The organism is Variovorax sp. SG517 (genome assembly GCF_013376045.1).
Taxonomy (GTDB): Bacteria; Pseudomonadota; Gammaproteobacteria; order Burkholderiales; family Burkholderiaceae_C; genus Variovorax.
The window spans coordinates 427892-440464 of the sequence record NZ_JABMJG010000002.1 but is presented as its reverse complement, the minus strand read 5'-3'; the positions used below and the strand labels follow the sequence as shown (position 1 = coordinate 440464).

Genomic DNA, 12573 nt, shown 5'->3' with positions numbered 1-12573 from the left:
CGGACTTTCATTTGCCGAAGGATTGCAGCCATGGCAGCGCGGGTTCGAGCGTCGGCGCCTGCAGTTCGGGCGATGGCGCGCCCTGCGGCAGCCCCAGGCCGACGCGGTTGTGCCAGAAGGTTCGCAGCCCGAGCGCCGAGGTGCCGAACATGTCGTAGCCCGAGCCGGCGACGAAGGCCGCGTCTTGCGCCTGCACGCCCAGCCGGTCGAGCGCCAGGCGGTAGGGGCGCGGGTCGGGCTTGTAGAAGCCGGCCTCCTCGGAGGTGACGACCACGTCCCAGTCGATGCCCAGCCGGGCCGCGGCGCGATGGCCGAGGCGGCTGGAGCAGTTGGTGACCACGGCGTGGCGGCAGTGCGGCTTCAGCGCGAGCAGCAGTTCGCGGGCGCCGCTCCACGCGGACAGCGTGTCCCATTGCGCCTCGAGCGCATCGGGGGCGGAATCGTCCATGCCGGTGTTGCGCGCCGCTTCTTTCACCAGCTGTTCGTAGGGCACGTAGGCGCCGCAGCCGTAGGTGAGGCGCAGGTATTCGGCGCGCCAGGCGCGGCCTTTCTGCTCGGAGCCGGCGGCGGAGTTCCAGACGGTCCAGGAGTCGAGCAGCGCGGTGAGCAGGTCGAACAGCACGGCGCGCGGATAGGCGTTCGGGTGGGGTTGCATGGACTGCGACTGTACGTGCCGAAGCCATGCTTGTGCTTCAATGCGGCGTCATCAATCGTTAAGCACAAGTTAATGACGACGATCCAGATCGAAGACATGCAACTGGCCGCCGCCCTGCTGCGCGAGCCTTCGCTGAGCGCGGCGGCGCGGGCGCTCGACGTGACGCCGCCCGCGCTCTCGATGCGGCTGCGCAAGCTCGAAGCCGCGCTGGGCCTGTCGCTCGCCACCCGCACCGCGCGCAAGCTGAGCCTCACGCCCGAGGGCGAACGCTTCGCGCGCGAGGCGGCCGCGCTGCTCGCGCAGATCGAGGGGCTGCGCGAGTCGATGCAGCGCGACGACCGGCGCCTCACCGGCACGCTGCGCATTGCCGCGCCCTTCGGCTTCGGCCGGCAGTACATCGCGCCGATGCTGGCGCGCTTCGCAAGGCTGCACCCGGGGCTGGGCGTGCAGCTCGACCTGCGCGAGACCCCATGGCCCGACCGGCACGACGCCGACGCGGTGATCCACATCGGCACGGTGCGCGACTCTTCCTGGGTGGCGCGCACGCTGAGCGCCAACGAGCGCTGGCTGTGCGCCAGCCCCGATTACCTGCGCCAGCGCGGCGCCCCCCGCGTGCCGCGCGACGTGATGCAGCACGACTGCATCTGCATCCGCGAGAACGACGAGGACGTGACGCTGTGGCACCTGCGCCCGGCCGGCCCCGCGGCCTCCGCCAAGGCCCGCCGGGAAACCCTGCGCATATCGCCCGCCTACGTGACCAACGACGGCGGCGTGGCCCGCCAGTGGGCCGAGCAGGGCCTGGGCCTGGTGCTGCGCTCCGAATGGGACGCGGCCGACGCCGTGGCGCGCGGCACGCTGGTGCGCGTGCTGGCCGACTGGCAGTTCGACGGCGCCCCGGTCACGCTGCTGGTGCCCAGCCGCAAGGGCCGCACGGCGCGCGTGCAGGCCGTGGTCGAGTTTCTCGTCGAGGGCTTCAGCACCATGGGCGTGAAAGGCCCCAAGGGAGTAAAGGGGGTAAAGGGAATAAAAGGAACCAGGGGAAAGTAGCTCGGCGCATATCCATAGCCACATTCATTCGTTGGCCGCGCGCGCGTCGTGCGCCAACACTCGCAGCTTCCAAATTTCCGGTGGAGAAGCCTGCGATGACCGTTCCCCTCGATCACTTACCGCCCTCGCGCCGCAGCGTGCTGCAGGCCGGAGCGGCAGCCGCCCTGGTGGGCTCCGCGGGCATGCTCGGCTCCTCGGCCTGGTCCCAGCCGCGCAAGCTGACCTTCGCGTGGAGCCAGGCGGGCTTCTGCCTCGCGCCGGTGCCGGTGGCGTTGGAGCGAGGCTTCTTCGAGAAGAACGGGCTCGACGTCGAGCTGCTCAACTGGGCCGGCTCGTCCGACCAGATGCTGGAGGCGCTGGCCACCGGCAAGGCCGACCTGGGGGTGGGCCTGATCCATCGCTGGGTGAAGCCGCTGGAAGCAGGTTTCGACGTGAAGGTGGTGGGCAGCGTGCACGGCGGCTGCCTGCGGCTGGTGGGCGCCAAGGCGTCGGGCGTGACCACCGACCTGGCGAGCCTGAAGGGCAAGACCATCGGCGTGTCGGACCAGAACAGCCCGGCGAGGCAGTTCTACGCGATTCACCTCGCCAAGAAAGGCATCGACATCGAGAAGGATGTCGACTGGCGCGTCTACCCGGCAGACCTGCTCGACGTGGCGGTGAAGAAAGGCGAGATCCACGCGATCGCCGACGGCGACCCGAACGTGTTCCTGATCGAGAAGCGCAACCCGGGCGTCTTCACCGAGATCGCCAACAGCGCCAAGGGCGAATACGCCGAGCGGCTGTGCTGCATCGTCGGCGCGCGCGGCGAGCTGGCGCGCAACGACAAGCCGCGCGCGGCGGCCGTGGTGCGCGCGCTGGCGCAGGCATCCGACTACGTGGCCGAGAACCCCAACGAGGCCGGCAGGATCTATTCGAAGTACGCGCCCAAGGTGCCGCTCGAAGACCTGCAGAGGCTGCTGGCCGAGCTCACCTACAAGCACCACCCTGCCGGCAAGGCGCTGCGCAACGAGGTCGAGGCCTTCGCCACCGACTTCCGCAACGCGGGCATCCTGAAGAAGAGCACCGACGTGGTCCGCTTCGCCAACCACGTGTCGCTGGACGTTCTGGCATGAGCACGGCCGAACAGATCCTCGACGCGCCGCTCGGATTGCAGGGCGGCACGCACGCGCCGGCCTCCACCGCGCCCCGGGCAGCCAAGGCGTCGGCCGCAACGCAGTCGGCAACGCTGCGGCCCGCCGCCCCTGCAGGCATCTGGCCCACGGGCCTTCTCGCCTCGGCCGCATGGGTCGCGCTGGGCCTGCTCACGCTGCTGTGGCCGAACAAGGAAGTCGGCTTCAGCGACTGGGCCTTCACGCGCGAATTCGGCATTGCCACGCTGGTGGTTGCCGCCCTGCTCTTCACGGTGGCGCTGCTGGGCAGCCGTACCGGCAGGCTGGTGCAAACGTTGCGCCCGGCCGGGCAATGGCTGGTGGCGCTGGCCGTGGGCCTGGCGCTGTGGGAGATCTCCACCGCCAAGCTCGGCGTGCTGCCCTCGCCCTTCTTCGCGCCGCCGCAGAGCCTGATCGACGTGGTGCACGAAGACTGGCAGCGACTGGGTCTCTCCACCGTGCATTCGCTGCGCCTGCTGGCCAACGGCTTCGTGCTGGGCGCGCTGGTCGGCTTCATCACCGGCGTTGCCATCGGGTGGTCGCGCATCGCGGGGTACTGGGTGCATCCGCTGCTGCGCTTCCTGGGGCCGGTGCCCGCCTCGGCACTGCTGCCGCTGGCCTTCTTCTTCGCGCCTTCGAGCTACTCGGCGGCCGTGTTCCTCGTGGGGCTGGCCACCTTCTTCCCGGTGGCGGTGCTCACCTGGTCGGGCGTGGCCTCGGTGCACAAGAGCTACTACGACGTGGCGCGCACGCTGGGCGCGTCGGAGCGCTTCCTGGTGTTTCGCGTGGCGATTCCGGCCGCGCTGCCGCAGGTGTTCGTGGGCCTTTTCATGGGCCTGGGCGCCTCGTTCTCGGTGCTGATCACCGCCGAGATGATGGGCGTGAAGGCCGGGCTGGGCTGGTACCTGCAGTGGGCCCAGGGCTGGGCGGCCTACGCCAACATGTACGCGGCGCTGCTCGTGATGGCGGCGCTGTGCTCCGGACTCATCACCCTGCTTTTCAAGGTGCGCGACCGCGTGCTGTCCTGGCAGAAAGGAACCGTGAAATGGTGACGAACGCCGTGCTTCCTCCCGTGCCCGCGCCTGCCGCCAAGGCAGATGCCGCCGGCGCGCACATCGACATACGCGGCGTCAGCCACTGGTTCGAGGTGTCCGGCGGCGTGCTGCAGGTGCTCGACGGTGTCGACCTGCAGGTGCGCCCCGGCGAGTTCGTCGCGCTGCTGGGGCCCAGCGGCTGCGGCAAGTCGACCCTGCTGCGGCTGGTGGCCGGGCTCGAGCCCGCGACCACAGGTGCCATCACGCAGAACGGCGAGGCCATCACCCGGCCCGACCCGTCGCGCATCGTCGTGTTCCAGGACCCGACGCTCTACCCCTGGCGCAGCGTGTGGGACAACGTGGCGCTGGGCCTGCAGGCGCGCGGCGTGCTGAAGGAGCAGCGTGCCCGCGTCGACGAGGCACTCAGGCTCGTGGGCCTCACCGAGTTCGCGAAGGCCTTTCCGCACCATCTTTCCGGCGGCATGGCGCAGCGCGTGGCACTGGCCCGCGCGCTGGTCAACGACCCGCAGCTGCTGGTGCTCGACGAGCCGCTGGGCAAGCTCGACTCGCTCACGCGCATCGCGATGCAGAGCGAGCTGGTCAACCTCTGGCAGCGCGCCGGCTTCTCGGCGCTGCTGGTGACGCACGACGTGGAAGAGGCGCTCTTCCTCGCCAACCGCGTGATCGTGCTGAGCGACCGACCGGCGCGCATCGCGGCGGAGCTGGTGGTCGACCTGCCCTACCCGCGCCATCGCGGCGATCCGAAGCTGGCCGAGCTGCGGCACGAGGCGCTCAAGCACCTGGGCCTCGACGCCACGTGGTGAGGAGGTAGATGAGCGATCTGCCCGAGGCCGGTTGGCTCAACCTGCTGATCGGCCTGCTGCAGGGCGCCCAACTGCAGCTGCTGCGCCTGCTCGACGCGCTGGGGCTGGCCGGGCACGCGCACGGCCAGCCGGCGTGGCCTTGGGCGCGGCGGCTTTCGGGCGAGAACCTGCTGATCGATCTCGGGCAGGCGCGAAGGCTCGGGCTCACGGTGGTCCTGCTTGCGGCGGCTTTGCTGGTGCTGCTGCTGGCCCCGGCCTGGCGCCGTCGCCGTGCGTGGCTGGTGGTGCTGGCTGCGCTGCTGGTGGTGACAACGCCCTGGCCCGAAGCCAACGTGGTGCTGGTGCCGGCTTATCCGACGAGCTTCCAGGCATCGCGCACGGGCTTCACGGCCGAGAGCATCGAGCGCGGGCGCGTGCTCTTCGCGGCGCAGTGCGCGTCCTGCCACGGCGCCGACGGGCGCGGACAAGGCCCGCTGGCTTCGTCGCAGCCCGTGTGGCCGCCCAACCTCTCGGGCCCGCTGCTGTGGCGCCGCGCCGACGGCGACCTGCTCTGGCATGTGCTGAACGGCATGCGCGACCGGCGCGGCGGCACGACCATGCCCGGCTTCGGCGGCACGCTGAGCGACGCCGACGCCTGGGCGCTCATCGACTTCATGAAGGCCCAGGGCGCGGGCGAGAGCCTGCGCGCGGCCGGGCTGTGGGCGCAGCCGATCGCGCCGCCCGACGTGGCCGTGCAATGCGGCAGCAAGCCGCCGCGCAGGCTGGCCAGCTGGCGCGGGCAGCGCGTACGCATCGTGGCTGCCGGCGAAGGCACGCCGCCGCTCGACGACCCGCGCCTGGTCACCGTGTTCCTCGCGCCGGATGCCGGTGCAGCTGCACGGCACGCCGGCGACTGCATCTCGGCCTCGCCCGCCGCATGGGCGGCCTTCTCGCTCGTGGCCGCGACCACGCAGCTCGCGGGCACGCAGTTCATCGTGGACCGCGACGGCTGGCTGCGCGCACGCGGCGAGCCTGGCAAAGGCGCGTGGAGCGACGACGATCTGCTGTGCCGCACCGAACAGGCTCCATCGTCCGGCGTCCGGCCGCTGGCGGCGGATGGCCTGGGCGCCCTCATCGCCCGCATGGACGCCGAGCCGGTTCGCTTCGTCAAGGGCGGGTACGTCCACTGACACGGCCCGGTGCAACAGGACTACGATGTTTTTTCAGGGCCTCCCGCCCAATCTTTTCAATCAACCCCAAGGAGACCGACCCATGTCCAGCCACGTCTACAAAACGCTAGAACTCACCGGCTCCTCGCCCACCGGCATCGAGGACGCGGTCAAGACCGCCATCGCCAAGGCGCACGAGACGGTGCGCAACATCCAGTGGTTCAACGTCACCGAGACGCGCGGGCACGTGGTCGACGGCAAGGTGGCGCACTGGCAGGTGACGTTGAAGATCGGCTTCACGCTGGAGTGAGCCGGCGGGCGCGGGCGCGATGCCCTCAGCGCAGATAGCCCAGGTCCCGCACGTCGGAGCGCAGGGCCGACCGGTCCGCGCCCTGCATCGGCAGGTTCACCAGCAGTTCGAGCCTGCGGCGCAGCGAGAACAGCGTCTGTACCGCGTCATGCATGACCTTGTCGGGATCGGCCCCGCCGGCCGCGTCGGGGTATTCCCAAAGCGCCGCATCGGGCTGGCCCGGCCAGCGCGGCTGGCGCAGTTCGGTGCCGGCGTCCAGCGTGATGACGAAATCGGCCTCCGGGGCATTGGCTCGCGCAAGCTCGTCCCAGCTGCGCGGCAGGCGGTTGGGAATGGGAATGCCCGCGCTCTTCAGCGCGGCGACGGCGGCGGGATGGAATTCGCGGGCAACCTGTCCGGGCTGGCCGCAGGAAGACGCCGAGAACCTCTTGGGGTCCAGGTGCGCGAGGCACGCTTCGGCCAGGATGCTGCGCAATGAATTTCGTCGCGAGACGAATATCACGCCGATACGTTTTTGCATGGAATCTTGAATATAGCCACGCGCGCTGACCACGTCATGACTTAGGTCAACACTTCCTCGACACTCCCCAACACCCCGTCCGGCCATCCACTAAAGGCGCGGAACGGTGCAGACTCCGGGGTCATGGACAAGCATTTCCTGACCCCGCTCTTCGCGCCCGCCTCCATCGTGGCATTCGTAGGCAATGCCGACGACCCGGGCGGGCAGACGCCCGCCGGCCGCACGCTGCGCGAGGCCTTCCGCGCCGATCGCTTCGACGGCACCCTGCGCTTCCTGGACGTGCGCACCAAGGGCACGCTCGAGGAGCTGGCGCAGACCCATGCCGACCTGGCCCTGATCGCGCTGGCGCCGCGCGACGTGGCGGCCGCGCTTGAAATCGCCGGACGCATCGGTTGCAAGGCGGCGGTGGTTCTTTCAAGCGGTATCGGCGCCGACGAGGCCGCGCAGTGGAGAAAGATCGCGCGCCGCGAGGGCGTGCACCTGCTGGGGCCGAATTCGCTGGGCTTCCAGCGTCCGCTGCTGCACCTCAATGCCGGCGTGGCCGGCCCGCTGGCCAGGAGCGGGCCGCTCGCGCTGGTGGCGCAGTCCGGCGCGCTCACGGCCTCGATGCTCGACTGGGCGCGCCAGAACGGCGTGGGCTTCTCCAGCGTGGTGTCGCTGGGCCCGCATACGTCGGTCGACATTCCGCAGGTGCTCGATTTCCTGGCCAACGACCAGGCCACGCACAGCATCATCGTGTACCTCGAAGGCATTGCCGACGCGCGCCGCTTCATGAGCGCGCTGCGCTCTGCCTCGCATGCCAAGCCGGTGGTGGTGCTCAAGGCCGGGCGCAAGCCTGCCGGCAACGAGGCCGCGCAGACGCACAGCGCGGCCATCGTGGGCAGCGACGACGTGTTCGACGCCGCGCTGCGCCGCGCGGGCGCGGTGCGCGTGCGCTCCTTCGTCGAGCTGTTCTCGGCCGCCAAGTGCCTGGCCTCGCGCTACCGCCCCGTGGGCAAGCGCCTGGCCGTGGTCACCAACGGCGGCGGGCCCGGCGTGCTGGCGGCGGACTGGATCAACGAGATCGGGCTGCACCTGGGCAAGCTCTCGGCGCCCGCGCAGAAGGTGCTGCAGCCCACCCTGCCCCCGCTCGCTTCGCTGGCCGACCTGATCGACCTGTCGGAAGAGGCGCAGCCGGCGCACTACCGCGCGGCCATCGACGCCGCCTCGGCCGACAGCCAGGTCGACGGCGTGCTCGCCATCTTCTCGCCCAAGGCCGGCGCCGATGCCGCGGCCACGGCCAAGGCGCTCGCGGACATTCCAAGGCCGATGAACAAGCCGCTGCTGGCCTGCTGGATGGGCGATTCGTCGGTGGGCAAGGCGCGCACGGTACTGGCCGACGCGACCATCCCGAGCTTTCGCACGCCCGAAGCCGCCGTGGGCGCCTTCGGCAACATCGCGGCCTTCTACCAGAACCAGCAGCTGCTGCAGCAGACGCCGCCGCCGCTGTCGGCGCTGGCAAAGCCCGACATCGAGGGCGCGCGCCTGCTCATCGAGAGCGTGCTGGCCGAGCGGCGCAACGTGCTGACGGAGATGGAGTCGAAGTCGCTGCTGTCGTCCTTCCACATCCCGATCACGCGCACGCTGCTCGCGCGCAGCCCCAGCGAGGCGATGATGATCGCCACCCAGCTGGGCTTTCCGGTGGCGCTGAAGATCGATTCGCCCGACATCCCGCACAAGTCCGACGTGGAAGGCGTGGCGCTCAACGTGCTCAACGGCACCGCCGCGCGCGACACCTACGTCGAGATGATGGAGCGCGTGGCCCGCCTCGCGCCCGAGGCGCGCATCAACGGCGTGACGGTGCAGAAGATGGTGCGCGCGCGGCGCGGCCGCGAGATCTACGTGGGCATGGTCACCGACGAGCCCTTCGGACCCGTCATCGTGTTCGGCGCGGGAGGCACCATGATCGAGCTGCTGAACGACCGCGCGATGGAACTGCCGCCGCTCAACCAGTTTCTTGCGCGCCGGCTCATCGAGCGCTCGCGCGTGGCCGAGACGCTGGGCGAATGGCGCGGCGCCCATGCGGTGGACATGGAGGCGCTCGAAGACCTGCTGCTGCGCGTGTCGGAAATGGTGTGCGAGCTGCCCGAGCTGCGCGAGATGGACATCAACCCGCTCATCGTGGACGAGAACGGCGCCATCTCGGTCGATGCGCGCATCGTGGTAGGCAGCAGCTCGCAGGCGGTGGCGGCGCACGTGGGCAACGCGGTCAACGGCTACCAGCACCTGGCGATCATGCCGTACCCCGCACGCTACCGGCGCGAGTGGCCGCTGGCGGGCACGGGCGGCGGCACCTACATCGTGCGGCCGGTGCATCCCAACGACGCGCAGATGCTGCAGGCGCTGGTGCAGGGCCTGTCGCCCGAGAGCCGCTGGTTCCGCTTCGTCTCGCGCTTCCACGAGCTGCCGCCGTCGATGCTCTCGCGCTTCACGCTGATCGACTACGACCGCGAGATGGCGCTGGTGGCGGTGGTGATGGAGCGCAGCGTGTCGCCCGACGGCACCGTGCTGGAGAGCGAGCGCATCGTGGGCGTGTCGCGCTACGTGACCAACCCCGACCAGACCAGCTGCGAGTTCTCGCTGGTGGTGGCCGACGAGTTCAGCGGCAAGGGCATCGGATCGCGGCTGATGGAAAGCATCATCGACGTGGCCCGCGACAAGGGCCTGGCCGAGATGGACGGGCTGGTGCTGGCCAACAACCCCGACATGCTGAAGCTGGTGCGCCGGCTCGGGTTCACGGTGAAGTCCTTCCCGGAGGATCCGGACTTCAAGCTCGTGACCTACATGCTGTAGCCGGCGCCGCCCGTCGTAAGCTCGGCGGATCCGAGTTCCAGGCTTTGTTTTCATGATCCGAACGCTTTTGCGTCACATCGGCCGCATTCTGCTGTCGCTCGTCGTGCTTTCGACTTCCCTGTGGGCCTGCCTCGCGCTCTGGTACCAGCTCCCGGGGCCTGCCGCGGTGAAGGTCGGCGCGGGCGTGCTCTGGGCCGCCTTCGGCCTTGCGGCCATCGTGCTGCTGTGGCGCGGGCGGCTTGGGCGCGCCCTGCTCTCCTACGCCATCGGCTTCGCGCTGCTGCTCGGCTGGTGGAGCACCATCCTGCCGTCGCAGAACCGCGTGTGGGCCGACGACGTGTCGCGCCAGCTGCACGCGCATATCGACGGCAGCGTCGTCACGCTGGACAACGTGCGCAACTTCGAGTGGCGCAGCGACACCGACTACACCCAGCGCTGGGAAACGCGGCAGTACGACCTCGAGCGCCTGCGCTCGGTCGACGTGTCGCTCTCGTACTGGACCGGTCCCGCCATCGCGCACACGCTGGTGTCCTTCGGCTTCGACGACGGGCAGTTCGTCACCTTCTCCATCGAGATCCGCAAGGAGCGCGGCGAGAGCTTCTCGTCGGTGGGCGGCTTCTTCAAGCAGTTCGAGACCAGCCTGATCGCGGCCGACGAGCACGACATCCTGCGCGTGCGCACCAACGTGCGCGGGGAAGACGTCTACATGTACCGCGTGCGCCTGCCGCAGCCTCAGATGCGCTCGCTCTTCCTCGCCTACCTCGGCGAAGCCGCGGCCCTGGTGCGCGAGCCGAGCTTCTACAACACGCTCACCGCCAACTGCACCACCATCGTGTATGCGCTGGCCAGGCGCATCGTGCCCGGCCTGCCGATGGACTGGCGGCTGCTGGCCTCGGGCTACCTGCCCGACTATCTCTTCGACGTGGGCGGCCTCACGCCCGGCTACAGCATGGAGGCGCTGCGCGCGGCGGGCCGCATCACCGACAGGGCCATTGCCACCGACAAGGCGGCAGCCGGCACGAACTTCCCGAAGGCGATCCGGCAGGGCCTGCCGGGCGCCGATGCAAGCCAGGCACCCACGGCGGCAAAGTAATGCACGCACGCCTTCTCGCTTCCATCTCCTCGCTGCTGTGCGCGGCCGCGCTTGCGGGCGTGGCCGGCTGCGCGGGCGTGAAAGTCGGCTCGATCTCGCCGGCCGAATACCTCGCGCAGCGCCGCGGCGACGTGCTCACCACCGGCCGGCTCAGCACCTCGGCCGAAGAAGTGCTGCGCGTGATCGGCTCCGACGCCGACCTGTGCCGCAAGGACGGCCAGGCCTGCCGCAACGCGCTGGCCGACTCCTCGGGCCTGAGCGACGAGCAGCGGCTCTCCGCGCTGTCGGAGGTCTGGCTGCAGGTGGCGCTGGCGGCGGAGAAAGGCGGCACCGCCACGGACGCGACCGCCATCGAAGCCTGGTTCGAGACGGCCCGGCACGCCTACGCCTACCTGTTCTTCACCGCCCGCAAGCCGCGCGACCGCGCCTTCGAAGACCGGCAGACGCAGGTGCGCGACTACTACAACTACGCGGTGCAGCAGGCCATCACCGGGCTGTACCACGGCATCCGGCGCAACGGCTCGCGCAACGCCGCGCAGCCCGAGTTGCCGAAGATCGGCGACTGGCGCATCGAGACCGACGTCTCGGGCCTGCGCCTGCCGGCCGACACGCCCCTGCCCGACGAACTCATCCCGGCCGCCTCGCTCACCTTCTCGGGCCTGCGCAACACCTACCGGCGGGACGGCTTCGGCGCCGAGCTGGTGGCGGCCGACAACAAGCGCACGGACGACGATGCGCGCCAGGCCGATCCGGCCGACCCGACCGACAGGACTCCGCCCCGGCCGCCCTATCGCGAGATGCCCTTTCCCGCGGTCACCGCGCTGCTGCTCTTCGACGGCACCAGCCTCGCCGAGATATTGGGCACGCGCACGCTGCGCATCGCCGCCTACGACCCGTACCGCACCGCCAACGTGCAGCTCGCCGGGCAGGAAGTGCCGCTGGCCGCCAACTTCACCTCCGGCTACGGCCTGTGGCTCGCGCGCTCCGACTTTGCGCTGCAGGCGCTGCGCAGCCTCTTCGGCGGCCGCGACGGGCTCACCGAGCCGCGCATCTACCTGATGCAGCCCTACGACCCGAACCGCCGCACGGTCATCATGCTGCACGGCCTGGCCAGCAGCCCCGAGGCATGGATCAACGTGGCCAACGAGGTGCTGGGCGACGAGACGCTGCGCCGCCGCTACCAGATCTGGCAGGTCTACTACCCGACCAACGCACCGCTGCCGATCAACAACTTCGCGATCCGCGAAGCCGTCACGCAGACGCTCGCGCACTTCGATCCCACGGGCAAGGCCCCCGCCTCGAACGACATCACGCTGATCGGCCACAGCATGGGCGGCGTGCTGTCGCGGCTGATGGTGTCGTCCTCGGAAGACAAGCTCTGGGACGCGCTGCTCGCCAGCTACCCGATGCAGGGCGCACAGCAGCGGCGCATGGAGGAAAAGCTCGCGCCCTACCTGCGCTTCGAGCCGCTGCCGCAGGTGAGCGACGCGATCTTCATCGCCTCGCCGCACCGCGGCACCGACTTTGCCAACAACCGCATCTCGCGCTGGGTGGCCAACCTCATCACGCTGCCGGTGGCGATGCTCGGGCAGCTGGGCGACATCTCGCGCGAGCTGATCCGCATCGCGCCCGCGCGGCAGGACCAGGGCACGCTGCGCATTCCCAACAGCATCGACAACCTGAGCGACCGCGACCCGTTCGTACGGCTGTCGTCGGGCCTGCCGATGAATCCGCGCGTGCGCTTCCATTCGATCATCGGCAACGACACGCCCGGCGTGGCGCAGGCGCTGTCGAGCGACGGCATCGTGCCCTACGCCAGCGCGCACCTCGACGGCGCGGCGTCGGAACTGGTGGTTCCGTCGGCGCACAGCGTTCAGGAGAACCCGCTGGCCATCCTGGAGATACGGCGCATCCTGAGGGAACAGTTGCGCACCGGCCCCGGCCCCGCGCGCTGACCGCGGG

Annotated in this window: 11 protein-coding genes; 9 read left to right on the top strand and 2 right to left on the bottom strand. The window is 70.1% G+C overall.

The genetic code is table 11. The annotated features are described in order from the left end of the window. Positions 1-7: 7 nt before the first annotated feature. Positions 8-655, bottom strand: a complete 648-nt coding sequence (locus FHT32_RS07590) for an HAD family hydrolase (RefSeq protein ID WP_176664025.1) — start codon at positions 653-655, stop codon at positions 8-10. A gap of 72 nt (positions 656-727) precedes the next feature. Here FHT32_RS07590 and FHT32_RS07585 point away from each other — a divergent pair, with 72 nt between their 5' ends. The 6 genes from FHT32_RS07585 to FHT32_RS07560 all read left to right on the top strand — a co-directional run bounded on the left by FHT32_RS07585 (position 728) and on the right by FHT32_RS07560 (position 6166). Then, positions 728-1702: a LysR family transcriptional regulator gene (locus FHT32_RS07585; protein ID WP_256098912.1), complete on the top strand. Its 975-nt coding sequence runs from the start codon at positions 728-730 to the stop codon at positions 1700-1702. 95 nt (positions 1703-1797) lie between these two features. Continuing rightward, a complete protein-coding gene (locus FHT32_RS07580) occupies positions 1798-2814 on the top strand; it encodes an ABC transporter substrate-binding protein (protein ID WP_176664024.1) in 1017 nt (338 codons plus the stop codon). Next, the gene (locus tag FHT32_RS07575) at positions 2811-3902 is read left to right on the top strand and encodes an ABC transporter permease (protein WP_256098911.1); all 1092 of its coding nucleotides are present in this window, start codon (positions 2811-2813) and stop codon (positions 3900-3902) included. Before FHT32_RS07580 ends, FHT32_RS07575 begins: the two co-directional genes overlap by 4 nt. Beyond that, positions 3896-4708, top strand: coding sequence for an ABC transporter ATP-binding protein (locus tag FHT32_RS07570; RefSeq protein ID WP_176664023.1), 813 nt, complete (start codon positions 3896-3898; stop codon positions 4706-4708). Before FHT32_RS07575 ends, FHT32_RS07570 begins: the two co-directional genes overlap by 7 nt. An 8-nt stretch (positions 4709-4716) precedes the next feature. Continuing rightward, a complete protein-coding gene (locus FHT32_RS07565) occupies positions 4717-5877 on the top strand; it encodes a cytochrome c (RefSeq protein WP_176664022.1) in 1161 nt (386 codons plus the stop codon). An 82-nt stretch (positions 5878-5959) separates the two neighbouring features. Next, positions 5960-6166 (top strand): dodecin, encoded by a 207-nt coding sequence (locus FHT32_RS07560; RefSeq protein ID WP_176664021.1) that lies wholly within the window; start codon positions 5960-5962, stop codon positions 6164-6166. Positions 6167-6191: 25 nt separating this feature from the next. Here FHT32_RS07560 and FHT32_RS07555 read toward each other — a convergent pair whose 3' ends face one another. Further along, a complete protein-coding gene (locus FHT32_RS07555) occupies positions 6192-6686 on the bottom strand; it encodes a protein tyrosine phosphatase (protein ID WP_176664020.1) in 495 nt (164 codons plus the stop codon). 123 nt (positions 6687-6809) lie between these two features. Here FHT32_RS07555 and FHT32_RS07550 point away from each other — a divergent pair, with 123 nt between their 5' ends. The 3 genes from FHT32_RS07550 to FHT32_RS07540 are packed head-to-tail and all read left to right on the top strand — an operon-like array spanning position 6810 to position 12566. Further along, positions 6810-9518: a bifunctional acetate--CoA ligase family protein/GNAT family N-acetyltransferase gene (locus FHT32_RS07550; protein ID WP_176664019.1), complete on the top strand. Its 2709-nt coding sequence runs from the start codon at positions 6810-6812 to the stop codon at positions 9516-9518. Between the two features lie 52 nt (positions 9519-9570). Continuing rightward, complete coding sequence (locus FHT32_RS07545; protein ID WP_176664018.1) at positions 9571-10611, top strand: DUF4105 domain-containing protein; 1041 nt, start codon at positions 9571-9573, stop codon at positions 10609-10611. Then, positions 10611-12566: a triacylglycerol lipase gene (locus FHT32_RS07540; protein WP_176664017.1), complete on the top strand. Its 1956-nt coding sequence runs from the start codon at positions 10611-10613 to the stop codon at positions 12564-12566. Before FHT32_RS07545 ends, FHT32_RS07540 begins: the two co-directional genes overlap by 1 nt. Positions 12567-12573 lie beyond the last annotated feature (7 nt).